The organism is Cognatundibacterium aquatile (genome assembly GCF_014699135.1).
GTDB lineage: Bacteria > Pseudomonadota > Gammaproteobacteria > Burkholderiales > Burkholderiaceae_D > Undibacterium > Undibacterium aquatile.
Window position 1 is genome coordinate 417,562 of the sequence record NZ_JACOFT010000003.1, and the last position, 24,069, is coordinate 441,630.

At 50.4% G+C, this 24,069-nt stretch carries 20 protein-coding genes; 11 read left to right on the top strand and 9 right to left on the bottom strand.

Annotated features, from left to right (window positions below; genetic code table 11):
* Positions 1-21 precede the first annotated feature (21 nt).
* Entirely contained in the window at positions 22-2,775 is a 2,754-nt protein-coding gene (locus H8K26_RS10395; RefSeq protein WP_190479321.1) for an MASE3 domain-containing protein, read from the bottom strand.
* Here H8K26_RS10395 and H8K26_RS10400 point away from each other — a divergent pair.
* The gene (locus H8K26_RS10400) at positions 2,774-2,932 is read left to right on the top strand and encodes a hypothetical protein (protein ID WP_190479323.1); all 159 of its coding nucleotides are present in this window, start codon (positions 2,774-2,776) and stop codon (positions 2,930-2,932) included. The two genes, H8K26_RS10395 and H8K26_RS10400, sit on opposite strands and share 2 nt — an antisense overlap.
* Here the strand turns inward: H8K26_RS10400 and H8K26_RS10405 are convergent.
* Positions 2,922-3,488, bottom strand: a complete 567-nt coding sequence (locus tag H8K26_RS10405) for a response regulator (protein ID WP_186883074.1) — start codon at positions 3,486-3,488, stop codon at positions 2,922-2,924. The genes H8K26_RS10400 and H8K26_RS10405 overlap by 11 nt on opposite strands.
* Before the next feature lie 123 nt (positions 3,489-3,611).
* Entirely contained in the window at positions 3,612-4,571 is a 960-nt protein-coding gene (locus H8K26_RS10410; RefSeq protein ID WP_223826961.1) for a 4-hydroxyproline epimerase, read from the bottom strand.
* A gap of 250 nt (positions 4,572-4,821) precedes the next feature.
* Here H8K26_RS10410 and H8K26_RS10415 point away from each other — a divergent pair, with 250 nt between their 5' ends.
* From H8K26_RS10415 to H8K26_RS10425, 3 genes are all read left to right on the top strand, one after another.
* The gene (locus H8K26_RS10415; protein WP_190479325.1) at positions 4,822-6,900 is read left to right on the top strand and encodes a TonB family protein; all 2,079 of its coding nucleotides are present in this window, start codon (positions 4,822-4,824) and stop codon (positions 6,898-6,900) included.
* Between the two features lie 160 nt (positions 6,901-7,060).
* A complete protein-coding gene (locus H8K26_RS10420) occupies positions 7,061-7,954 on the top strand; it encodes a TIGR01777 family oxidoreductase (RefSeq protein ID WP_186883076.1) in 894 nt (297 codons plus the stop codon).
* 59 nt (positions 7,955-8,013) lie between these two features.
* Complete coding sequence (locus H8K26_RS10425) at positions 8,014-8,727, top strand: tRNA-uridine aminocarboxypropyltransferase (protein ID WP_190479326.1); 714 nt, start codon at positions 8,014-8,016, stop codon at positions 8,725-8,727.
* 51 nt (positions 8,728-8,778) lie between these two features.
* On the opposite strand, the gene H8K26_RS10430 is transcribed toward H8K26_RS10425, so the two are convergent.
* The 4 genes from H8K26_RS10430 to H8K26_RS10445 form a co-directional block, all read right to left on the bottom strand.
* Positions 8,779-10,761, bottom strand: coding sequence for an OPT family oligopeptide transporter (locus H8K26_RS10430; protein ID WP_190479328.1), 1,983 nt, complete (start codon positions 10,759-10,761; stop codon positions 8,779-8,781).
* A 438-nt stretch (positions 10,762-11,199) separates the two neighbouring features.
* Entirely contained in the window at positions 11,200-12,849 is a 1,650-nt protein-coding gene (groL, locus tag H8K26_RS10435; RefSeq protein WP_186896804.1) for a chaperonin GroEL, read from the bottom strand.
* A 50-nt stretch (positions 12,850-12,899) separates the two neighbouring features.
* Positions 12,900-13,190 (bottom strand): co-chaperone GroES, encoded by a 291-nt coding sequence (groES, locus tag H8K26_RS10440; protein ID WP_186883080.1) that lies wholly within the window; start codon positions 13,188-13,190, stop codon positions 12,900-12,902.
* Between the two features lie 693 nt (positions 13,191-13,883).
* On the bottom strand, positions 13,884-14,102 hold the full coding sequence (locus H8K26_RS10445; RefSeq protein ID WP_190479330.1) for a hypothetical protein: 219 nt from the start codon (positions 14,100-14,102) through the stop codon (positions 13,884-13,886).
* 309 nt (positions 14,103-14,411) lie between these two features.
* On the opposite strand from H8K26_RS10445, the gene H8K26_RS10450 reads away from it, so the two are divergent.
* Positions 14,412-16,670 (top strand): putative bifunctional diguanylate cyclase/phosphodiesterase, encoded by a 2,259-nt coding sequence (locus H8K26_RS10450; RefSeq protein ID WP_317889267.1) that lies wholly within the window; start codon positions 14,412-14,414, stop codon positions 16,668-16,670.
* A gap of 179 nt (positions 16,671-16,849) precedes the next feature.
* On the opposite strand, the gene H8K26_RS10455 is transcribed toward H8K26_RS10450, so the two are convergent.
* Positions 16,850-17,041, bottom strand: coding sequence for a hypothetical protein (locus tag H8K26_RS10455; RefSeq protein WP_190479332.1), 192 nt, complete (start codon positions 17,039-17,041; stop codon positions 16,850-16,852).
* A 33-nt stretch (positions 17,042-17,074) separates the two neighbouring features.
* Here H8K26_RS10455 and H8K26_RS10460 point away from each other — a divergent pair, with 33 nt between their 5' ends.
* The 6 genes from H8K26_RS10460 to H8K26_RS10485 all read left to right on the top strand — a co-directional run bounded on the left by H8K26_RS10460 (position 17,075) and on the right by H8K26_RS10485 (position 23,534).
* The gene (locus tag H8K26_RS10460; protein WP_190479334.1) at positions 17,075-17,464 is read left to right on the top strand and encodes a DUF4260 domain-containing protein; all 390 of its coding nucleotides are present in this window, start codon (positions 17,075-17,077) and stop codon (positions 17,462-17,464) included.
* Positions 17,465-17,762: 298 nt separating this feature from the next.
* The gene (locus H8K26_RS10465; RefSeq protein ID WP_223826962.1) at positions 17,763-18,818 is read left to right on the top strand and encodes an ABC transporter substrate-binding protein; all 1,056 of its coding nucleotides are present in this window, start codon (positions 17,763-17,765) and stop codon (positions 18,816-18,818) included.
* 8 nt (positions 18,819-18,826) lie between these two features.
* Positions 18,827-20,089 (top strand): sensor domain-containing diguanylate cyclase, encoded by a 1,263-nt coding sequence (locus tag H8K26_RS10470; protein ID WP_190479339.1) that lies wholly within the window; start codon positions 18,827-18,829, stop codon positions 20,087-20,089.
* A 45-nt stretch (positions 20,090-20,134) separates the two neighbouring features.
* Positions 20,135-20,536, top strand: a complete 402-nt coding sequence (locus H8K26_RS10475) for a hypothetical protein (protein ID WP_190479341.1) — start codon at positions 20,135-20,137, stop codon at positions 20,534-20,536.
* A gap of 115 nt (positions 20,537-20,651) precedes the next feature.
* The gene (locus H8K26_RS10480; RefSeq protein ID WP_190479343.1) at positions 20,652-22,079 is read left to right on the top strand and encodes a TolC family protein; all 1,428 of its coding nucleotides are present in this window, start codon (positions 20,652-20,654) and stop codon (positions 22,077-22,079) included.
* Positions 22,080-22,103: 24 nt separating this feature from the next.
* The gene (locus H8K26_RS10485; RefSeq protein WP_190479345.1) at positions 22,104-23,534 is read left to right on the top strand and encodes a multicopper oxidase family protein; all 1,431 of its coding nucleotides are present in this window, start codon (positions 22,104-22,106) and stop codon (positions 23,532-23,534) included.
* Positions 23,535-23,603: 69 nt separating this feature from the next.
* On the opposite strand, the gene H8K26_RS10490 is transcribed toward H8K26_RS10485, so the two are convergent.
* Entirely contained in the window at positions 23,604-24,059 is a 456-nt protein-coding gene (locus H8K26_RS10490; protein ID WP_190479347.1) for a hypothetical protein, read from the bottom strand.
* Positions 24,060-24,069: the final 10 nt, after the last annotated feature.

Below are 24,069 nucleotides of genomic sequence, written 5' to 3' on the forward strand. Positions count from 1 at the left end.
CAAAGTGTGCATTGTTTTACATCAATGTTTCTTGTGATTGTGCGCGAAAATATCGGCAATTGTTTTCAGTAAGTCCGCCGCGGCAACCGGCTTGGTGAAGTAATGCTTTATTCCTTTGCGAAGGGCTTCATTGCGGTCTAAGCCATCACTGTATCCAGTGCACAGTATCACTGGTAAATCGGGTTGCATGCTGTGCAGGTAGCGGGCCAGGGTCACGCCAGTGATGCCTGGCATAGTCTGATCGGTGATCAGTAAGTCGATGGCAATCTCTTCGTTGGCAAGTGCATTCATCACCTTGTACGGATCGGTAAATAGTTCCACCTGATAACCGGCACCTTCGAGCAATTCCCGCAGAAATCCGCCGACGGCGGGTTCGTCATCCACGACCCAGATGCGTTGTCCGGTTCCGGTGACACCGACTGCACTGGAATTTTTTGCGGCTGGCGATTTGCATTCTGACGCCGGAACGATGGAAAACAGAAGCCGGAAGCGGCTTCCGAGGTTAGCACCGGACTCCACCAAAATATGGGCATCCGAGCGCCGCAGTATGCCCTGTACCATAGACAAACCCAGCCCGGTTCCTTTGCCCACTTCCTTGGTCGTAAAAAAAGGATCGAACAAGCGTGACATGTGTTCCGGTGAGATACCTGCACCATTATCAGAGACATCAATTGCCAGATAAGTCCCGGACAGCCGTTGCTGGCTGATGGCACAGATTTCTCCGTGTAACTCTGTCTGATGCAGATGAATGTCAATCACGCCATGGGTATCAATCGCATCGCGCGCATTGATGACGAGATTCAACAGGATCTGGCTTAATTCTCCTGCGTCCATACGGATGCACAGATCATCTTCGATATGACTCTGTAACTGTATGCTGGAAGGCAGCGACGGTAACATCATCGCCACAACTTCCTGTATGACCGCGGCGGGAGACATCAGATTCACGCTGCTGCTGGCCTGCGTACGGGTGAAGGTCAGCATTTTTGCGATCAGATCGCGTGCACGTTCGCTGGCCGTGATGATTTCTTTCAGATAGATCGCCAGTTTGCTTTGTTTATCCGGCACGAAGCGTTCCAGCGCCAGATTGGAATAGCCAAGAATAGCGGCCAGAATATTATTGAAATCATGCGCAATGCCGCCCGTCAATTGCCCCAGCGCCTGCATCTTTTGCGACTGCTGCAATTGCCGTTCCAGTTCCTGCTTGACGCATTCCGCCTTCTCTCTTTCAGAGATGTCGCGCGTGAAAATAAAGAAATGCCTGGATTCCGGATCGTAAGTTACGGAAACTTCAACACGGAAAATATGACCGTCTTTATGGCGATGATGTGTTTCAAACTGATCGCGATATTGTGTCCTGATTTTTTGCAGATGATTTTGGGCGTTTTCAGCACTCTGCATAACATGTAACTGACTGATGCTCATCGTCAGCAATTCCTCCATGGAATAGCCGGACATTTTTACGTAGGCTTCATTGACTTCCAGCAGATCTCCTTTGGTATCAACGATGACGAAGCCATCAATCGCGGTATCGAGCACGCGCTTGTGCCGCAATAAAGCTTTCGTGCTTTCTGTCACATTTTCACCAACCGAAACATAACCCTCAATGATCCCATTGTCGTTCAGCAGCGGCGTGACGGTGCGATTGATGATGAAGCTTTCGCCGTTACTTCGGGTAATGGTGATCGCGCCGCGCCAGATACGCCCCGCTTCTACGGTTTTTCTTAATTCTGCTGCGATCCTGGGGTCTGGTGTGATCGGTGCTGAAAATAAACAGGCCTGCCCAGCGACTTCCGATGCATCCGGGGGAAGAATGGCGCGTGACGCCGGATTTCTCCAGCGCAGTAAGCCATTTTCGTCGGTAAGAAAAATCGGCGTTGCGGAGGATTCCAGTGCCATTGCCTGTGAACGCAAGGTTTCATTGATTTTTTGTACTGTTTCCGCATGCATCGCCAGCGTCTGATATGGCTTGCGCACAATCACTACAAACATCGCGCGGTAAATCAGCGCATAACTGACGACCTTGTAAAAATGTCCGATGACATTCGATGTGTCACTGATGACGACGTAGTCTGCAAAAAAAAATTCACTCATCGCCGCGATGGCAATCGCCGCGAACATCAGTGTTGAAAATTCCTGACCAGATGCGCGCGCGAGACGATAGTAACGGAAGGCTGCGACGGACAGTGCTGCGGTGATCAGCCATTCAGTGACGATCTTGAACTGACTTAATCCGGTGTTTTCATTGTATGTAATGACCAGGCTGCTTTCCTGAAAAAAGACCAGCCACAAAATCCCCAGGTTAATGACGCTGAATGCGACCAGTACGGTATATCTGAAGCGCCGTCCGGGCGGATGCAGATTGGGGAAAAAGCTGATGAACAAAATAATGCCAGCAAACAGTATCCGCGCAAAAAGCCAGAAAGCAATCGACTTTTGTGGCGAGGATGGCGTGATCAGATCAGGCATTCCTTTGTAGGACATGACATGCGCAAAATCGAGCCAGCCAGCGGCGAGTAAAGTGACGGCGATCAGCAGAAGGGAAGTGGAGACTTCTTTTTCCGGTGTGTGCCAGACTGCCGCAAAAATCAGAAATGCAAACAGAATGGCCGCAAATTCCAGCAAGGTATGCAGAGGAAGATAATACTGGTGCGGAATATGAATATCCGTCAGAGGCAAAAACATCGCCAGCAAAAATAAGGCGGCAAAGACCGCGACCAGATATAGCTGCCGCCTTAACAGCTGGCGCTTTGCGTCGACTCCAGAGATGAGCATGATGTCATTCATTCAGCGTCCATTCAACGTTCATCGTGGCATCAGTTTTATTCATCGTCGGTATGACCGTAAGAATAATTCAAGCGAAGCAGAAAGAAGATCATCGATGGCGAGTGTATCGATGTATGAAGCCTATTCTGACATGGTCAGATGTTGAAGCCTATGACCTGAAACAAACGTGCAGTATCGATAGGTTTTGAAAAGCAGCATTCGACACCGACGGAGAGAAGCTCCGCTTCGTTTTCCGGGCTCAGATATCCGCTCATGGCGATAATTCTGACATTGGCTTGCCCCGGTATTTCTTTGATCTGGCGGCAGACCTCGGTACCTTTGATGCCCGGCATCATCAGGTCGAGCAAGACAATATCCGGGGAAAAAGTATGCACTTTACGGCCTGCATCAAAGCCATCGTAGGCGGCTTCGACCACCATAGGCTGTTCGCCTTCACCAAGTAATTCCATCAGGAAGCCAGCGAAAGCCTTATTGTCATCGACGATCAGAATTCGCTGTGGCCCCTTGTTTCCGGCGGGATTCCATTGACGGGCAAAGCGTTCGACTTCTTCCAGACGAAAACGACGATGTCCACCCGGCGTGACTTCGGCCTGCAATAAACCTCTTTGTGCCCAGCTACGTACAGTAATTGGCGACACCATCATCCATTGCGCGACTTCATTCGGCGTCAGGTAAGGTTTCTTTTTGTAGTCTTCAGTCATAAAAACGATTAATTCGATAATTTACAGATGTGCCCAATTATGTCACTTTATTGATTTTGGAAAATAAAAATAATGTTTAAGTAGGCCTCTGTCAGCGTGCTTTGAATGCAATGATCAAACGTATCAGCGTATGCCCCAGACAAACGGATCTTCCTCATTCAGCAGTATGTCTGCCTCCATGTTGACAAAGGCCATTCCACGTAAGCTCGGCAATATCTGTCCGCTTGCCTGACGCTCAGGCGAGGCTGGCAACTGGTACGACGCTTCGAAGACGCTGCCGATAATACTCTCCTGACGCCACACTTCGCCCGGAGCCAGTTTATTGTCTGCCGCGAGGCAAGCCAGCTTGGCACTGGTGCCGGTGCCGCAAGGCGAACGGTCATAGGCTTTGCCGGGGCAGAGCACAAAGTTTTGGCTATGATTATTCTCTTTGGTCGCGGCGCCAAACAATTCAATATGATCGATGAGCGCATTGTTCTCGCCCGTAATCTGGCTGGCTTCCAATGCTTGTCTCACGCGCCATGCATAGTCGGTCAGGCGCTCGACGTTCGACAGATGCAATTCTTGCCCATGCTGATTGATCAGGAAGAACCAGTTGCCACCCCACGCGATATCGCCGCAGACTTTGCCTATCCCCGGCACATCTACGCTGACAGCGTTTTTGTAGCGATAAGCAGGAACATTGTGGACGGTAACGCTGTGATCGTCATGTAACTCAACATTCACGATACCGACCGGTGTTTCTATGCGATGCTGTCCGGCCTGGATTTTTCCCTGGTGGGCCAGAGTTGCGACAAAACCGATCATGCCATGACCGCACATGCCGAGATAGCCGACATTATTAAAGAAAATTATCCCTGCCACACAAGACGGATCTGCCGGTGTGCAGGCCAGTCCACCGACGACGACATCTGAGCCACGCGGTTCGCAGGCGGTGGCGCTGCGATAGTGGTCAAACTTGTCGCGAAAAACTTGCAGACGTTCAGTGAGTGAACCGCTGCCTAAGTCGGGGCCGCCACCGACGATAATGCGGGTGGGTTCGCCACCGGTGTGAGAATCAATGAGGGAGATTTTTTTCAACATGCGTTTCTTTCTGCGTGCGGATATCAGTGATGGTATGGTGCCATAGTATAAATGCCTGACGTTTGTTTTATCCGGGACGTTAATTTTTTTTCCGGCAAACGCCTGCAATTCTCAGGTCAGAATCTGCAACAATATGGATTGCTGAGCATGCGATAATGAGGCTTGGCGACGAGCGCATCATAAGACAGCATCGCCAGTTCCCGGTTTTTGATTAACTTGCAATTTAGCCGAATTTTCCACTATCTGCTGCATGAATCTGTTTCCAGCCAAAACTGAACATCAATTGCCTGATGAGATTAAAAAACGCCTGACTGGCGGCTTGTTGATTTCTTTGTTGGTGCATGCATTCATCCTGTCGTTGCAGTTTGGCTTACCGGGTGTCGGCTTACCGGGTCTCGAAGTACCCTGGGATAAACGCCGGGCAGAAACACCTGAACTCAGTGTGCAAATCGCGGATGTTGTTCCTGCGGCAGCCACGACAGCCTCACCTGCTGGGGTGACCAGTTCTGACCCTGTAGCAAGTGCAAACCTAAAAGCTGAAACGAACACCGTTTCGCCATCAAAGGAGCCCGCGGTCTCTGCGGCTCCGCTTGCTTCTCCGCCGGCCCCGGCAATGACTGACGCGCCGAAATCAACGGCGCCGCGGGGCATACAGTTGCTGGCACCGTCGATTGCTGTTGCCAGCGTCGCTGCACCGGAGAAAAAAACGCGCACCAAAGCCGCGAAAGCGAAAAAATCGGTGACCCGGACACCTGTTGCTATGTCACGTCCGCCACGGGTTGTCGCGGTTGATGTGCCTGACATTATTACTCAGAATAATTTCAGAAACGACACTTTCAGCGTCGCGGTTCGTGATCCGGAAGAAAGTAAAAAAGAACTTACGCAGAATGAAGAGCAGAAAATGTTTCCTGACCCAGTAAGCCAGTCAGTTGAAGAGCTGACTGATCTGCCGCCGGTCGCGGTCAGTCGCTTTGAGCCGGACGCGCAGCAGCGTGAACGGCGCGAACAAAAAATACTGCAGGCGACGAAAGAATTGTTGCAAGAAAAAATTGCAGCACCTGCATCCACGCAGCAAAGTGTGAAGCAGATGGAAGAGGCCAGCCGCAAACAAATAGCTGAAGCAGTGCGCACGGAGGCTGATGCTGCGTTGGCGCTGAAACAGCAAGAAGCACAGCAACAGCATGAAGCCGAGCAGCAACAGCAACGTATTTTGCAAGAAGCCAGCAAAGCCAATGCCAGTGCCCTGGCGGCAACCGCGTTGCAACGTATCGATAATATGAAACTTGTCGATGACAGCCTGAAGCAGCAAATGCAGGCTGAGCTTGTTCAGCGCGAACAACAACGCAAAGAGCGCCAGACCGCCATGCTCACTGCGCGTCAGCAGGCAGAGGAGCGCGAGGAAGAATTGAAGCGGCAACGCGAAGAGGCGTTGCGCAAACAACAGCAGATGGAAAGGCAAATTGCTCAGGCAAAAAATGAGGAATTGCTGGAACGCCAGAAAATGGAAAAACTGGCAGAACAACGGGCGCAGCAACAAGTGCAGCAACAAGCGCAAGAGGCTCAACAAAAAGCGCAACAAGAGCGCCTTGAAAAACAGCGCGCCGAGTCCGCTCGCCAACAGGCTGAACAGGCGCTGGCGCAGCAACGTGAGCGCGAACAGGCTGCCATCACCGCGGCAAAAGCTGATGGTACGAATAAGCTGGCGAATGCAAATGATCATCCGCTCACCGCTGGCAAGGCGGATGGCAATAGTGCCGTTGGCAAGTCCAGCGTGTCCGGTAGCCACAGTAATTCTGCAGGATCAACTGCCAGCAATGCTGCGGGAAGTGGCGACAAGACTGCTGCTTTTGTTTTGCCGCAAAGCTTACTCAGCAGCGATCTGGCGAACCGTTCGCGCGAACAGGCGCGTGGCTTAGATTTGTTGCGTGGCACGCCGCCATTGCCGCGTGCCGACACTGAAGAACGGCCACGCCGTCGCAGTGTGTTAGGCAGTGCGGAAAAAGATATCCAACTGCGTATGTACATCGATAGCTGGAAGCAAAAAATCGAGAGAAACGGGAATCTGAATTTTTCTCAGACATCACGCGATAAAGCGCGCGGCGATCCTGTCGTCACCGTGGCGATCCGCAGCGACGGCAGTGTTGAGGAAATTACGATACACCGATCAAGCGGGCGAGCTGATCTGGATCAGGCTGTGCGCAATATTGTTCGCATCAACGCCAAGTACGCTGCATTTCCACCGAATATCGCTGCACAATATGACGTGATAGAAGTGCGTCGTGTATGGAATTTTGATGATGGTTTGCGCATACTCGAAGAGTTGCGCTGATCGCCGACGAAGCTGATTCTTTGACGCACTTTTGTTTCATCACTGCCATTGCTGTTTGCAGTTATTCCGTTCGGCGCTGATTGTTCAGCGCTGTGAACTGAGAACGGTGATGGAAAAGTGATGCAAGGTCTTCTGATGAAAAATATTTAACGAGGCTGATATGCGTATTCTGATCACAGGTGGTACCGGGTTAATCGGCCGCCGTTTATGCTCGTCCTTACTTGATCACGGACATGTGCTGACTGTGTTCAGCCGCCATCCCGAAACGGTCAGATCTTTGTGTGGTAATGCCGTCCATGCGATGCAATCGCTGGATGAATATCATGTCGATACCGAGTTTGATGCCATCATTAATCTTGCTGGCGAACCTATCGTCGATAAACGCTGGACCTCCGCCCGGCAAAAAGTTTTACGTGACAGCCGGATCGCCCTGACTGAAAAGCTGCTGCAAAAAATTTCTGCCGCCAATTTCAAGCCTGAAGTTTTTCTGAGTGGTTCTGCGGTGGGCATTTATGGAAATGGCGGTGATCAGTTGTTCAGTGAGCAGGCCGCTGTGGCTAAAGATTTCGGCGCTCATCTGTGTGCCGACTGGGAAGCGGCTGCAAACAGGGCGGCAGACATGGGAATCCGCGTTTGCATCTTACGTACAGGACTGGTGCTGGACGCTGCCGGTGGCATACTGAAGAAAATGCATCTGCCATTCAGTCTCGCTCTGGGCGCGCGCATTGCTGATGGCAAACAATGGATGAGCTGGATTCATGTGCAGGATTACGTGGCCATCGTGCGCTATTTACTGGACGATAAAAATGCAGCTGGACCCTACAATATGGTGGCACCGCATCCGGTAACGAACCGCGAATTCACCCAGACCCTGGCCGCTGCTTTACACCGCCCCGCGCTGTTTGTTGCGCCGGCATTTCTGCTCAAACTGGCGATGGGCGACATGGCAGAGTTACTGACCGGCGGGCAACGCGTGCAGCCCATGCACGTTGCTGAGTTGGGTTACGAATTTCAGTATCCGTATCTGGCGGAAGCGCTGCATGATTTACTTTGAGCGATATCTCGCATCGATCAGTTCAGTCTGTAGCGCATTGACATGAACAGTCTTATTGCATGAATTTTTCTGCGATTTCCACAGCATCAAGTAAACGTGCGATTTGTCTGCGCTGCCTCCGTCCGCAATCAGCTTGTATCTGCAACTGGATAGTACCTGTGAATAACGGGGTAGAAGTATTGATACTGCAGCATCCTCTGGAAGTGAATAACGCGAAAGGCAGCATACGTCTGCTGGATTTATGTTTGCAGCATTCACGTGTTCTGACGGGCGAGATTTTCGCCGGAGATGTCTTGATGCGGGCATTGTATGCGCCCGCCGATGCACCAGCCAATACGACGACAGATGCGATGGCGGATGTCTCAATCGATACGTGGCCTGTAGCGGCAATTCGGCCTGTGTTGCTCTATCCTGATACGTCTCTCATCGAAGCCGCAGATCTGGCCTTGCCTGTGGCAGAAAAATATCAGGAGAGTGAGCAAATACAAGGACTACGCCTGGTCATTATCGATGCGACCTGGCGTAAAAGCCGCAAAATGCTGTACCTGAATCCTTTACTGCAAGCGCTGCCACGTCTGAGTCTGGAGCAGATGCCTGCATCGCATTACCGGATACGTAAAGCGCACAAAGCAGATCAATTATCGAGTCTGGAAGCCTGTGCTTATGCGCTGATGCGTCTGGAAAACGACGAAGACAAATATCAATGTTTGCTGCAGGCATTTGATGGTTTCGTTGATCAGCAGCTCGGCAGTATTCCGGCAAACCTCAGATAAAAAAAGCCCCGCATCGTGCGGGGCTTTTTTAATATATCAATACTTCAGTTATTACATCAGCACATTGATGATCGCATTACCGATCCCCATCAATGCCGCACCTGAAATCAGGCCGGCACAGATAGGCTCGCAGCCTTCGACCCAGAATTGATGACCAGTCGTACCTTTCTCGGTATGCTTGCGCCCCATCCACCAGAATACGGCTGCACCTATCCACATCGCCAGACAGGCATCCGGTGGTAAGACAACGCCAAGACCAATCGCTACTGCTGACAATGGAACTTTACCCTTGGTGATGATTTTAGCGCCTTCGATGACCACCGCAGCGATAGCGGCGATCACCATCGCAATGACGGCTGACGTCGGCAAACTGCTGATGCCTTTGGCAATCAGTTCGGCCATGCCTTTCCACTGCATTGCGGATGGATGCGAAAACTGGTCGCTGACGATGCTTGCCGTGTCGCGCACACCCTGAGCATCCGCAGGTAAGAACAGCAGGTAGTAAATCGGCACACAAGCGAGTGCGCCAGAGATAATGCCGATGATGTGACCAATCGCCTGTTGGCGAGGTTTTGCACCCAGCATGTAACCCGGTGTAATGTCGGATAACAGGTTAGAAGCATTCGATGCTACTTCGGCGGTCATCCCGGCAGGGATCATGTTGCTTGCTGGGTTGACTCTGTCGATCGCGCCCATGGTGATTTGGGTGATTTTTGAGAGCGCGCCGGTTGGTGTCCAGGATGTCAGTGCCATCGAGTTTGCACAAATCACAGACAGCAGAAGAACTAAGGGTAAAGCAGCAAACGTCAATACCATAGGCACGCCGAAAAAGCTGAAATTCAGCCATGCGCCGAGCATACTGAAAGCAGGAATGCCGACATAGGAAATCATCAGCGGCAATTCGATATTTTTCAGCAAATCGTTGTTGCTGCTGATCCCTTTCTTTTTACCGAAAGATTTAAATAAGCTGGTAAAAATTTCAGGCTTCGCTGCCAGCGTGACGATAGAACCGACGACCATGATCGATACCGCCCACCACAGACCCCATTGATTCAGAATTTCGACGCGGGAAATCGGTACGACTTTACCACTGGGAGCGATACGCGCGACGATATCGCCTTTTTGTATCATCAAGGGGCCAAGTAAAGCAAAATTCAGCAAGCTGCCGAACAACAAACTGCTGGCAACCCGGATACCCATCAAACCACCGACACCAAACATCGCGGCATCGACGGTAAAGCGCAAACCCAGTGTGCGGAAATCGATTCCCAGGATTTTTGGTATCCATAAATCAAATTTCACCGCTGCCATGTAATAGTATTCATCAAATCTTTCCTGCAGATGCCAGGCTTCTTTCATACCAGCCCATTTATCCATTTGCAGCAGTTTGAATTGCAGCAGTTTCATCCAGCCGTCGCTGATGAGGAACTGATAGGCGCCAGCAAACAGCGTCGTCAGACCCAGCAGTTTGGCCTGACGCATGCCTTCTTTGCCATCGCCGGAATATAAAGTGTCGAGCACCACGCCGCAGGCGCGGCCTTCTGGAAACGGCAACTGATCTTCGTTAATGAAGCGGCGTTTCAATGGAAAAGCGACAAGCACACCCAGTACCGAACAGACCACCATCCAGATCATCATGTGCCACCAGGGAATAATTTTCCCTGTCACTAGCATGTACGCGGTAATCGGGGCCACCATCGGCATGGTCATATAGCCTGCGGCAGTAGCGATTGATTGCGCACAGTTATTTTCGAGAACGGTAAAGTCTTTGGCGATACCGGTTTTGGACAAAATCCGGAACAGGGCAAAGGCCAGGATCACAGAAGTCAGGCCAACGCCGATATTCACACCGGATTTAGCGGCGATATACAGCGCTGTCGCGGCCAGAATGCCGCCTAATAAAAAGCCAGTCAGTGCTGAACGAAATGTCAGCTGTGGCATGTCGCCACGATAAATATTGTTGAACCACCACTCGTCTTTCTGAGCTCGGGTCCAGGTGCGTACCTGCTCTTCAGATAATTGTTGCAGCGCCATTATGTCTCCGGGATGAAATAGGATACCAACCGCATCAGCGTGCAGATGACGGGCATAGGTATTTGCCAGTTTTATCAACGCTGATGTCGAAATAATGAAAATAATTTTTCAGATGCCGCAGTATCTGAGTCATCAATCTTGCTGTCAAGATGTGTGACGACAAATATCGTTGAACGTAGATTGCCTTCACGGTGATTCTTGACGTAACGCAGCAGAGCGGATGCCAGAGGTATCAGCAGCAGGATGTTGGCGGGGGAGACGAGTGAAAGGAAGAGGGAATGAAAGCAGTACTGAAAGCAGAATTGACATTCGCAACGAAGAAGGAAATTCTGGTTATTTATTTTCCCCAAAAATATGCTGCACGCTGAAATGAAAAAAGCTCTGCAAAATGATTGCAGAGCTTTTTAGTATGCAGCTCAAACTGAGCAGCAAGCGGTATTACATCATGCCGCCCATACCACCCATGCCGCCCATACCACCCATGTCGCCCATGCCACCAGCTGGTTTGTCTTCAGCCAGTTCAGCAACCAGAGCGTCAGTAGTCAGGATCAGGCCAGCAACAGACGCTGCATTTTGCAATGCAGAGCGTGTTACTTTTGCTGGATCCAGAATACCCATTTCGATCATGTCGCCGTAGGTGTCATTCGCAGCATTGAAACCGTAGTTGCCAGAACCGTTGATGATCGCGTTAACCACAACAGATGGTTCGCCACCAGCATTTGCAACGATTTCACGCAATGGTGCTTCGATTGCTTTCAACACCAGCTTGATACCAGCTTCTTGATCTGCATTGTCGCCTTTGATCACGCCAGCTGCTGCACGAGCGCGCAACAGAGCAACGCCACCGCCAGGAACGACGCCTTCTTCAACCGCAGCACGAGTTGCATGCAGAGCATCTTCAACGCGCGCTTTTTTCTCTTTCATTTCAACTTCAGTTGCAGCACCGACTTTGATCACAGCAACGCCGCCTGCCAGTTTGGCAACGCGTTCTTGCAGTTTTTCACGGTCGTAGTCAGAAGTTGCTTCTTCGATTTGCGCGCGGATTTGTTTTACGCGTGCTTCGATAGCGATAGCCTGACCAGCGCCGTCAATCACTGTCGTGTTTTCTTTACCGATTTCAACACGTTTCGCCTGACCCAGATCTGTCAGAGTTGCTTTTTCCAGTGTCAGACCGACTTCTTCAGCGATCACGTTACCACCAGTCAGGATAGCGATATCTTCCAACATCGCTTTACGACGATCACCAAAGCCTGGAGCCTTAACAGCAGCAGTTTTCAGGATGCCACGGATGTTGTTAACCACCAGAGTTGCCAGTGCTTCACCGTCAACATCTTCAGCGATGATCAACAGTGGGCGGCCGGATTTAGCCACTTGTTCCAATACTGGGAGCAGATCGCGGATGTTCGAGATTTTTTTGTCGAACAACAGGATGAATGGATTTTCCAGAATCACGGATTGTTTTTCTGGGTTATTGATGAAGTATGGTGACAGGTAGCCACGGTCAAACTGCATACCTTCAACGATGTCGAGTTCGTTGTTGAGGGATTTGCCATCTTCAACAGTGATCACGCCTTCTTTGCCCACTTTATCCATTGCGTTTGCAATGATGTCGCCGATGTCAGCATCAGAGTTTGCAGAGATAGAACCAACCTGAGCGATTTCTTTATTGGTTGTCGTTGGGCGGGACAGTGTTTTGACTTCAGCAACCAAAGCGGTTACTGCTTTGTCGATACCGCGTTTCAAGTCTGTTGGGTTGAAACCCGCTGCAACGTATTTGAAACCTTCGCGAACGATGGCTTGTGCCAGCACGGTCGCTGTTGTTGTACCGTCACCAGCATTGTCGGAAGTGCGGGAAGCCACTTCTTTCACGAGCTGCGCGCCCATGTTTTCCAGCTTGTCTTTCAGTTCGATTTCTTTAGCAACAGAAACGCCGTCTTTAGTTACTGTTGGCGCGCCGAAAGAGCGTTCCAGAACAACGTTACGGCCTTTAGGGCCCAGAGTGACTTTTACTGCATTTGCCAGAATATTTACGCCATTAACGATTTTCGCACGTGCGTCATCGCCAAAAATTACTTGTTTAGCTGCCATGTTATTTTCTCCAGAATCTTGTGGATTTCTATAGTGCTACAGGGAAAGAATTACTTCTGTACGATCGCGAAGATATCTTCTTCACGCATGACCAGCACTTCGTTGCCGTCAACTTTGACAGCCTGGCCAGAGTATTTGCCGAACAAAACGCGGTCGCCGACTTTCACTTCCAGTGCGCGGATCGAACCGTTATCCAACTGCTTGCCAGCGCCAACGGCCAATACTTCACCTTGATCTGGTTTTTCAGCTGCTGCGTCAGGCAGAACGATACCGGATGCAGTTTTTGTTTCTTGATCCAGACGTTTGACGATAATGCGATCGTGCAGGGGACGAAGATTCATATTAACTCCTAAAATAATTACAAAAGTAAAACTACCGAAGTAAAACGGGGCTCATCACAAATTCAGACAGAATGACATTGAAGCATCACCTGATTTGCATAAGTCCCATCAGCAAACAAACAAAAATGTGCGCCGTAGATGGTGTCAGTGTTCGCCACTTTCAAGCCCCTTACGTCACACATACATGTGCTGCACAAGAGCCGCGACGCTAACAGCGGCTAAGTTGCCTGCAATGCTGAAACCAGTCGATTTTAACATTGTTAGCACTCTCTTGTGTGGAGTGCTAATTGTATGGACGAGGTTAAGTTTTTTCAAGGAAGAATGTTGAAAAAGCAGTTTTATTTTAAAAATCATAGGCTTAGCAACGCTTTTGGCTGGTTATCATTTTCAACGTCCACATAACAAGCCCGGCAAGCTCTTGCCAACAGTCTGATAGGCGATTAGGGCAGGTGCATCCGCGCGGCAAACCTATTCCATGTTTTGATTTCCCCTTCTTCACGCACTGACCGCTTTAAGCAGATGGGCGCGATGTATTTTTGTGCCCGGCGGTGTCAGGCAGCCTTAGGCGTGTTCCATGCCCTCAAAACCCGGAAAATATACTCCCCGGAGTATGTATACAAGCCCAATGTTTCTGCTGAGATTTGGGGTGTTTTGCTAAAAACAGGGGGGAGTATGCGGATTTTCGCTTTTTCTTTACCATGCTGTTTGCCCATACAGGCTTGCTGTGTTGCGGCTGGTGTGATGGCTTCGGGCGTTGTTGTGGTCGCGAACGATAAAACCTGCGTTGGAGGGCGCGGCGTCATCTGTCAGTGTATGATGGGCTGGCGCTATCGGTGTATGCCGTAGTTTTGGCTGCAACCAGTGTCTGGAATGTGGATAGGCATGTGCATGAAAACGCGTCAAAGGCGACATCAGGAAGAGTCATGCGAATCGTGAAATGTTGTCACGTGGAAATTAATTGTCTAGTATACGCACGCTTTGAAATACGCACGCTTTGAAACTAAGGTACTTTTTAATATCAGGCTTTTCCGCTCGCCAGCTTCATTTTCCGGTTGACTTCTGACAATATGGGGGCAAGAGCCTTCAATGCACGAACATGCGCCGGGAAAATTCAGAAAGCTCATTTTCTGATCAAACACAGTTCGGATATTTCTTGTGGTAACAAGACCGGTTTTACGTTCTGTCAATTGCTGCTTACTACAATGAAATGCACAGAGAGACGTGGATACTCAGACATTTATTATTTTTTCACTGGTGGTCGATGTCATTCTGATCATCACCATGATTCTGCCGTGGCTACATGAGCGCGATGACTGGCATGCGCTGTTCTGGGCCGCAGGTCAGGCTGGCATTACCTGTGGCAGTGGGCTGGCATTTCAGCAATTGCCGCAACAGCTGAATCCTTTGCTTTCTGCCGGTTTGCTGACCATCAGTATCAGCGGATTCTGGGCAGGCACCGAATATTTCATCGGCAATCTGCGCCGTAAGCATGTCATGCCTATCGCGGCTGTATCTGCACTTTTTTGTCTTCTTCTCACACTGTTTTTTTTCAACGTGCCAGCCATGAGAGAGGCAACAACGAAGATGTTGCTTGGCACCGTGATTTTGTGGTCCGGCATCCGTGTGTTGTACATGCAGCGTCACTTTCGTCTTTTGGGGATGATTTTAATCATTCGCGGTGGCTACAATTTGCTCACGGTGCTGAACCTGATCCCCGACCGTTTGGACGTCTGGTTCATGTTTGGATTAATCGTCAAAACATCGTCAACGCTTTGTCTGATTTATGCGGTACTCGAAAAAATACGTGAACGTTACGCCAGTACCATTGATTGTCTGAGTAATGGCCTGTTGATACTGAACATGGATGGCATCATTCATGTCATTAACGAACGCGGCGCGCGTTTGCTTGGATATTCCTCAACGAAAGGCATGGCCGGCTCGCCGGTGGTGAACCACGTGAACGGGCTGGATGCTCATGCGGTCAAGAGCTATTTCAAACGATTCACCGCTGCGGCCGGCAATTATCCTTTGGTCGAGAATATTGTTGTTTTGTTGCCAGACAAAGGACAAGTACCCTTAGAGCTGATTTCCTCGCCCTATTATGAACGTGGGCGTCCTTACTGCATGGTGCAGATGATGGATATCAGCGAGCGCAAACAAAAAGAGGCGATACTGCACAAGGCTGCGCACTACGATGATCTGACTGGGCTATTCAATCGTCATGGCTTTTCCCAGGAGCTGGCGCGGGTGATCGCACAATCGCAGGAAAAGGGGCAAGAGTGCGCTGTGTTGCTGGTGGACATCGACAGGTTTAAACGAATCAATGATTCCTTCGGGCACCTCGCCGGTGAACAGTTGCTGCGGGAAATCGGGGGGCGATTACAGCGCGCGTTACCAGATAACAGCCTGGCCGCCCGTTTCGGCGGCGACGAGTTTGCAATTGCGATGTATGGCCTGGAGCCCGGTTCCGCAGCACAGACAGCAGCCCTCTGCGGCGACGATCTGTTTCAGATACTGACCAGCGGAATACCTTTGTTGCAGCAAAACATACAGTTCTCGGCAAGTATTGGCGTTACATGTATTCCTGAACATGGTACCGATACCGACACCGTTATTCAGCACGCCTATATCGCGATGTATGACGGAAAAAAAGCGGGGCGGAATCAACTGCGCTTTTTTTCTTCCAGCATGATTTCTCATGCGCGGGAGGCGGTCATTGATACCGCGTTGCGCAGCGCTATTTCTTCCGATGAACTCTATCTTTTATATCAACCGGTCGCGAACGCGAAAACGGGCAGAATTGATAAGGTGGAAGCTTTACTCCGTTGGAACAGCCGCACACTTAATAATGTTTCGCCGGATCATTTCATTCCGATTGCAGAGGAAAGCGGCATCATAGTCGAAATCGGCACCTGGGTACTCAATCAGGCATGTCGGCAACTGGCGGAATGGCAGGGCAGTGGCGGGCATCTGACCATGTGTGTCAATGTATCGGCGAGTCAGTTGCTCGACACACGATTCATTACCTATGTGGAGCGCGCGCTGCAAATAAATCAGTTAAATCCGGCGCAGCTTGAACTGGAACTGACCGAGCGTGTGCTGATCGACGATGGCGCTCATGTGAGAACGACCTTAAATCATCTTCGCGCGATGGGGGTGCGATTGTCGTTGGATGACTTTGGCACCGGATATTCATCGCTCAGTTATCTGACACAGTTTCATTTAAATACGCTGAAAATCGATCGGTCATTTGTGATGGCGCTGGAAAGCAGTGCGCGACACCAAAGCCTGGTTTCCATCATTATTGCGATGGGACACAATCTGGATCTGGAACTGGTTGCCGAAGGGGTCGAGACAGAACAGCAAATCAGTATGCTACAGAAAATGGGATGCCACTATTTGCAGGGGTATTACATTTCCAGACCCGTCGCTGCGGAAAACATACCATTGATCTGTTCGTCACCAGTGAAAATTCATTGATGTCAGCGGAAGAAATATCCTACCGTCGATAGTCCGCCATCGATCATTTTCTGGCACGTCGTTGGCATGCATAACGTCGATGTTGCTCGGACTACTCCGCTTTGAGCCGCGGAAGTGTTTTATAATCTCAGCTTTCAGCAGTCAACTTCAGCATTCCACCGCCATCGTCAGTTTATCGATCACCGGATCAACAACCCGGCACCGGCCAGATGCTTCCACATAATAATCCAGAGAACTTGCACCGCCGCTTTCACCAGCGGTGAATACGGTGACGAGGAAAGTTCCGGCAACCGGGCATATCGTCCGGTTTTTGAATCGCTTTGAATAATGCTGAAGCTAAGACTTGCGGCGCGTTCGCGTGCAACTGACATAGCTTCTTCAGAGGAACAGGTCAGGGGAGTGATATGGCGGGTGAAACAACTGGCGCAGTGCGCTGGATTCTGCGGCTGGAAGGGATATGCGTGCTCGCTGCCGCCATCTTTTTTTATCCAGCACCTGATTTTAGCTGGGGATGTTTCGCACTGTACTTTCTTGCGCCCGATCTTTCTCTGCTTGGATATGCGTTCGGATCACGTGTTGGTGCCGTCGCTTACAACGCGGCGCATTCTTATGCCGGCGCTATTGTTTGCCTCGTCGCCGGGTTCTTGTTCGCGTTACCAGTGTTCTCTTGTGCGGGTGTGATTTGGTGCGCACACATAGGTTTTGACCGGGCGTTGGGCTATGGTCTTAAATATCCGGGTGATTTCAACATGACGCACTTAGGCAGAATTGGTTTTCAATCTGATCCGAGGTGAAAGGTCGGCATGTTCGCAAATGATCGCCTATGAAATTTTTTGTGTTGTGTTCAATTATCTGCGACGCACAACGGACACAAGAGGCGGCAGACTTTGCTTTTCTATGCAACGGTGTCTGCACAGCAAAGCATTGTGCAATAGAGGTTTGGAAGCATGATGATCGCCCGCTTTTGTGCCGATATTTTGTGCAGATAGGCATTGACTAGGTTTTATTTCGGGAGAAGATATGTGTTGGCTTCGCAGCGTGATCATTTTTAGTCTCAGTCTGGGATATTTCCTTTGCTGTGACGCCGCTGCGATGTCGGTTACATTTCTGAATCCCGGGAAGCCGGATGAAATCTACTGGCTGACGGCAAGCAATAGTATGTTGGCCGCAGCGAAAGATCTGGATGTCAGGCTGGAAGTGCTGTACGCCAACCGTAATCACCTCAATACTTTGACGCAGGCAAAACAGCTGGCAGCCCGTGAGGTGAAAGACCGGCCGGACTATGTCATTCTGTCGAATGATCATGCCGTGGGATTTGAAGTCATCCGCATTCTGGATGCAGCCAATATCAAGACTTTCCTGGCATTCAGCGGTTTGCGCGAACAAAGTGAGCGTCTGCTTGCCACTGTTCCGCGACTACACTTTCCGGGATGGCTGGGTTCACTTGAACCACGCGCAGAAGAGGCTGGCTATCTGACAGCGCGGGCGCTGATTCAACACGGGCAGCAAAATCAACTGCTGGGATCAGACGGTCGTCTGCACATGCTGGCGATTGCCGGAGATCGTTCTACGCCGGCTTCACTTAAACGCAATGAAGGTATGCGCCGTGCGGTCGCCGAAGCAAAAGATGTGGTGGTTGATCAGGAAGTGTATGCAGAGTGGAGTCGCGCCAAAGCGCAGGAACAGAGTGAGTGGCTTTTTCAGCGCCACCCCCAGGCAAGGCTGATCTGGGCAGGAAGTGATCTGATGGCATTCGGTGCGATGGACAGCTGGAAAAATAAAGGCGGGCAACCAGGCAAGGATGCTTACTTCAGTGCTGTCAATACTTCATCTGAGGCATTGGCTGCGCTGGAATCGGGTAGTCTGACTGCTCTGGCTGGCGGGCATTTTATCGCTGGTGCCTTTGGTCTTGTAATGCTGTATGACTATCATCATGGTAAAGATTTCAAAGATGAAGGTTTGGAACTGGATCGTTCTATGTTTATTCTTTTTAGCAAGGATGAGGCGCGCAGATTTCAGCGTCATTTTGGCAGACTCGATTTTAGCCAGGTTGATTTTAAAAAATTTAGTAAAGTGCTGAATCCGAAGTTAAAAAAATACGACTTTAATTTTCGGCAGATATTAACGCAGGTCGAAAAACATCAATGAAACTCCGATTGTCACAACCTATTGCAAGCCTGCTGTTCCGGCGGGTGTTTAAATGGGTCATTCTGTGTATTTTGCTGTTCAGCAGTTTGCAAGCCTATTTGAATTACAGAGCGATAGAGCGTAACTTTGATATGACCATCAGGGACGTTGCCAACACGCATATCCCCTTGTTATCTCTGGCGATTTGGGACATCGAATTACAGGCAATACACAAGCAGATTTCTTTGCTGACGAAAAACACGAATATTGCTTATGTTGTTATCAAGGCCAGCACTGGGCAACAGTTTGTCGGTGGAAATGGTGGGCAATCAATTTCAGATGAACATCTGATGTTTGATATTCCGGCGCCGGACGGTGTTGGTCCGCGTGTCGGAACGATGGAATTAGTTGTTGATCGCAGCGTATTACGTCATGAGGTGATGCGCAGCTTTTTTATTGTCCTCGCTGAAGTGCTCTTACTTACGGTATTTATTTTTGCTGCTGTCTTCACAATCTTACGACGTGATCTTGAACGTCCTATGCGTCAATTAGCCGATTTCGTCAAAAATCTTCAGGCAAATAAAATAGCTACGCGCCTTGATTTAGAGCTCGGGCCGCGGCACGTCTACAATGAAATTGATCTGGTTGTGGATGGTTTCCGCACTATGCAGGATCGTTTGCAGAAACACATAGAAAATCAGGATGCTCTGGTGTCAGAGCGGACTACCCAGCTACAACAGGCGATGGACAGATTAAAAAAACTATCGGTGACGGATGTTCTGACCGGCTGTTATAACCGTTTGTTTTTCAACGAACGCATGCCCGGCGAAATGCACAGAGCGATACGCTATGAGCGGGATTTGGCTGTGGTGTTTTGCGACATCGATTTTTTCAAGTCGGTGAATGATCAATATGGCCATGCTGTCGGTGATGATGTGCTGATCGTTTTCGTGGAGTCCTTGCAAAGAGAGTTGCGCGCGGAAATCGACTGGCTGGTACGGTATGGTGGCGAAGAATTTCTGATTATCTTGCCTGAGACTTCGCTTCCGGCTGCCATTGAGGTCGCCGAGAGAATGCGCCTGAACGTCGAACGCGATCTGAAGGTGCCTTTGCCGGATGGGCAGTATCTGAATATCACCGCCAGTTTCGGTGTTGCCGAAAGATTGGCAGATGACACGCTGGAGACACTGGTTCAACGTGCTGATCAATGGCTTTATTTTTCAAAATCGCTGGGCCGCAATCAGGTGCAGCCGGTGAGTGGCCGTGTGACGCGGGATGTGGAGTCACTTTGATGTCGTCGGTGGTCGCGCAGACTGAATTATGGTAAGTTCTCATTCATGAAATCTGGTTCCTGGCGTTTTCTGTTGATTTGTCTGATGCTGGTGCTGCTGCCTTTGCAAGGCTTTGCAGCCACTGGCATGTGGGCATTTGTGCATGGAAATAGTACGCAAACGGCATCAGGTACAGAGACAAACGATACTGTGAGTCGTCCTGTGCATTGCGATACGATGAAGCAAAGCCAGCAGGTATCTGCGCAGGATGCACACATAGTGAAGCCCGATACCCAGAATCATTGCAAAGGGGCGTCACCTTGCTGCATTGGCATCGCCTTACTACTGCAGCAAGCGGATCAATGCTGTTCACCCGGCACGATCACGGTGTTTCCGCTTGATTTTCACTCATTTTCATCAGCTCCTGCGCGTGCGCTGGAACGTCCGCCTAAACATTTTCCCGTTTAAATTGTTTTTGTAACTCAGTTGATTGCTGCCAGACTTCATGTTTTAGGCACGACAATACTGAGTTCAACTATGCCTGAGAGTATCAGGTCAGATTTGACTTTTTAACGAGGACGACATGTCGCCACCTTTACCAAGTTCTTTTGGTGTTGTACTTCCATTCGTGTCAGCCATGTTGCTGGCTGGCTGCACCAGTTTTGAACCGGAACAATCTGTTGATCAAATCAATCAGCAGTTTTCTGCGTTCACACAATCATCGCTGAAACCAGCGTTTAATTCCGAACAAAAATCCCGTTTGCAAGCGACGGCGGATCGTTTGCTTCAAGAACCGATTTCACAAAACGAAGCAGTGCAGATTGCACTGACGAATAGCCCGGCATTCCAGGCCATGCTTGCGCAATACTGGGCAAGCGGGGCGAATGCCGCACAGCAAGGGCGAATTGCTAACCCGCTCTTCAGTATCGAGCGTAGCCGTTTTGTCGATGAACTTGAAATTGTGCGCATGATCAGTTTTGGCTTGCTTGACGTACTGACCTTACCGCGCCGAAACGCGATTGCACAAAGCAAAATAGAGGCGGCGCAATGGCAGTTCAGCAGTGAGGTGATTGATCGGATCACGCAGGTGCGGGCAGCGTGGGTAAAGGCAGTCGCTGCGCAGCAAATCCTGAGTTATGCGATGCAAGTCAGTGACGCGGCTGAGGCCGGTGCTGAACTGGCGCAACGTATGCGCAGCGCAGGTAATTTCAATCAGTTGCAAGCCGCCAGACAGCGCGCTTTCTATGCGGATGCTGTCGCACAACTGGCTGCAGCGCGCCACAACAATACAGCGGCTCGCGAGGGATTGGTGCGCTTGCTGGGACTGACAAGCGATCAGCTGGCACGTTTGCGTTTGCCCGAGCGTCTGCCCGATTTGCCGGCAGCCGTTTATCCAGCTGAAAAAATCGCTGCAGTTGCGACTGAAAATCGCCTCGATGTCCGTATGGCGCAAGCCTTACTGGATACCGTCGCAAAGCAGCAAGGTTTGACGCTGGCGACCAGCTTGACGGATATCGAACTCACGGTAAAGCGTAATACGATTTTTGATAATGCAAGTAAAACCAGCGATGTAAAACGAGGCGTGGAAATCGGCGTGCGTCTGCCTGTGTTTGACAGCGGACAATTGCAACGTGATGCGATGAATGCAGCGACGCTGGCAGCCAGTTATCGTCTCGAAAATATTGTGCGTAACGCGGCCTCTGAGTTGCGTGAAAGTTATTCGGCGTATCGCACCAGTTACGATATTGCACATCACTATCAACATGAAATTCTGCCTTTGCGCAAACGCATTTCTCAGGAAAATCAACTCCGCTACAACGGCATGTTCATCAGTGTTTTTGATCTGTTGGCGGATAGCCGAGAGCAGATCAGTAGTGTGATGGCGGCGATTAACGCTGAACAGCAATTCTGGCTCGCAGATGCCGCTTTGCAGGCATCGCTGATCGGGCGGCCCGAACGTATCAGCGTGAGTGGCACTAACAACGTCAATGAATCAGCCGCTGCGCACTGATAACGGAATTGAGAAGGAATAAAAATGAACTCAAGAAGAAACTTTTTCAAATTTGCCGGCATCGCCGGTGGCGCACTGGCAGCCAGCGCTGTGAGTAAAGTCGCGTTGGCCGCATTGCCAGAAATTACGACACAAACCAGCCCGGATACCATGCCGCCTTTAGTGCCAGGTAATGGACGTCCATATAATCCTGTTGTCACTTTGAATGGCTGGACGCTGCCTTGGCGAATGAAAAATGGGGTGAAGGAATTTCATCTGGTTGCTGAGCCTGTCGTGCGGGAAATGGCACCCGGAATGAAAGCACATTTATGGGGTTATAACGGTCAGAGCCCGGGGCCGACGATAGAGGTGGTGGAAGGCGATCATGTCCGTATTTTTGTGACGAATCGCTTGCCGGAACACACCAGTGTGCATTGGCATGGGCAACGTGTACCGAATGGCATGGACGGCGTCAGCGGTTTGACACAACCCGCGATTCAACCAGGTAAAACCTTTGTGTATGAATTTGTCGCCCGTCGTCCGGGCACATTCATGTATCACCCGCATGCGGATGAAATGACGCAGATGGCAATGGGTATGATGGGTTCGTGGATCACGCATCCAAAAAATAAACATCCACTGATCGCAGATGTGGACAGGGATTTCGTCTTTTTGCTCAATGCCTATGACGTCGAACCGGGCGCATCGCGACCCAACATTATGACGATGACGGAATTTAATTTGTGGTCTTGGAATAGTCGTGTCTTTCCCGGCATCGATACCCTGAACGTCCGCAAAAATGACAGAGTCAGAATCCGTGTCGGTAATCTGACGATGACGAATCATCCGATTCATCTTCATGGACATGAGTTCACGGTCACCGGTACCGACGGTGGTGCGATTCCCAAAACTGCGCGCTGGCCGGAAGTGACGACCGATATCGGCGTCGGGCAAATGCGTCAGATCGAATTTATTGCGGATGAAGAGGGTGACTGGGCATTACACTGCCATAAAAGCCATCACACGATGAATGCGATGGGACATAGTGTGCCGAGCATGATAGGCGTTGATCATAAAGATGTTGCCGACAAGATCAATCGCTTGATCCCGGCATATATGACGATGGGCGATAAAGGTATGGCGGATATGGGCATGATGGAAATGCCTTTACCGGAAAATACCCTGCCGATGATGACAGGCGAGGGCCCGTTTGGTGGAGTAGAAATGGGCGGCATGTTCAGCGTTCTGAAAGTACGCAAGGATCAGAAGCCGGGTGATTACAAAGATCCGGGTTGGTATGTGCATCCGAAAGGAACTGCTGCGTATGAATACCAGGGAGATGCCGCGGGATTAGGTGAACCAGTCAGACCTGCTGCTGCCGATCATGCCGGTATGCACCATCATCACGCGCCAGCATCTGCGGAAAAAGAAATCGAGGTGCAGGTCGTGAAACCCAAGGGGCACGCCGGACACTGATATGCGCAAGCTTGGTCGTGAATCCATATTTTGATCATGCAGAACAGGATCAATGCGCTTCCCAAAACGTCAGTCAGCTTTGCTGGTCTGAGGTTTTTTTTCTTCGAGCTCGGCCACCTTGGAGAGTAACTGTTCTATCGTCCAGTGTCTGCTCAGCCATATCGTCAGCGCACCGCCGGATAGCTGCTGCCACATGACACCCTCGTGTGCATGATGCTGGCGTTGATACGAGGAAGCGACACGCCACGCAAACAAAGTCACCGGCGGCGGCGCGTCTTGTCCCGCTGCAGACAAAATATACGATACCGGATTTAATGCGACTGATTCAGGCTGCCCCTCATAGCCGGACTCGGCCCAGATTTTTTGCTGCATGTCACCGGAGATCATGTGTGCCGGTAAGTCTGGCTTACCGTCGATATCTTTCAGACCAAGATAATACAAGCCCCATGGAATACTGAAAACAAGAGCGAGAATGAACAGAACGATGGCGATCAGACTGCGTTGCAGGATGCTTAATGTGGGCATGGTGGATGAG

What these genes read in the sequence shown, in the direction of transcription:
- H8K26_RS10400 (WP_190479323.1), top strand. Translation starts at nt 2,774, where the DNA reads ATGATGTCATTCATTCAGCGTCCATTCAACGTTCATCGTGGCATCAGT.
- H8K26_RS10395 (WP_190479321.1), bottom strand. Translation starts at nt 2,775, where the DNA reads ATGCTCATCTCTGGAGTCGACGCAAAGCGCCAGCTGTTAAGGCGGCAG.
- H8K26_RS10405 (WP_186883074.1), bottom strand. Translation starts at nt 3,488, where the DNA reads ATGACTGAAGACTACAAAAAGAAACCTTACCTGACGCCGAATGAAGTC.
- H8K26_RS10410 (WP_223826961.1), bottom strand. Translation starts at nt 4,571, where the DNA reads ATGTTGAAAAAAATCTCCCTCATTGATTCTCACACCGGTGGCGAACCC.
- H8K26_RS10415 (WP_190479325.1), top strand. Translation starts at nt 4,822, where the DNA reads ATGAATCTGTTTCCAGCCAAAACTGAACATCAATTGCCTGATGAGATT.
- H8K26_RS10420 (WP_186883076.1), top strand. Translation starts at nt 7,061, where the DNA reads ATGCGTATTCTGATCACAGGTGGTACCGGGTTAATCGGCCGCCGTTTA.
- H8K26_RS10425 (WP_190479326.1), top strand. Translation starts at nt 8,014, where the DNA reads ATGAATTTTTCTGCGATTTCCACAGCATCAAGTAAACGTGCGATTTGT.
- H8K26_RS10430 (WP_190479328.1), bottom strand. Translation starts at nt 10,761, where the DNA reads ATGGCGCTGCAACAATTATCTGAAGAGCAGGTACGCACCTGGACCCGA.
- groL (WP_186896804.1), bottom strand. Translation starts at nt 12,849, where the DNA reads ATGGCAGCTAAACAAGTAATTTTTGGCGATGACGCACGTGCGAAAATC.
- groES (WP_186883080.1), bottom strand. Translation starts at nt 13,190, where the DNA reads ATGAATCTTCGTCCCCTGCACGATCGCATTATCGTCAAACGTCTGGAT.
- H8K26_RS10445 (WP_190479330.1), bottom strand. Translation starts at nt 14,102, where the DNA reads ATGTCGCCTTTGACGCGTTTTCATGCACATGCCTATCCACATTCCAGA.
- H8K26_RS10455 (WP_190479332.1), bottom strand. Translation starts at nt 17,041, where the DNA reads ATGTCAGTTGCACGCGAACGCGCCGCAAGTCTTAGCTTCAGCATTATT.
- H8K26_RS10460 (WP_190479334.1), top strand. Translation starts at nt 17,075, where the DNA reads ATGGCGGGTGAAACAACTGGCGCAGTGCGCTGGATTCTGCGGCTGGAA.
- H8K26_RS10465 (WP_223826962.1), top strand. Translation starts at nt 17,763, where the DNA reads ATGTCGGTTACATTTCTGAATCCCGGGAAGCCGGATGAAATCTACTGG.
- H8K26_RS10475 (WP_190479341.1), top strand. Translation starts at nt 20,135, where the DNA reads ATGAAATCTGGTTCCTGGCGTTTTCTGTTGATTTGTCTGATGCTGGTG.
- H8K26_RS10480 (WP_190479343.1), top strand. Translation starts at nt 20,652, where the DNA reads ATGTCGCCACCTTTACCAAGTTCTTTTGGTGTTGTACTTCCATTCGTG.
- H8K26_RS10485 (WP_190479345.1), top strand. Translation starts at nt 22,104, where the DNA reads ATGAACTCAAGAAGAAACTTTTTCAAATTTGCCGGCATCGCCGGTGGC.
- H8K26_RS10490 (WP_190479347.1), bottom strand. Translation starts at nt 24,059, where the DNA reads ATGCCCACATTAAGCATCCTGCAACGCAGTCTGATCGCCATCGTTCTG.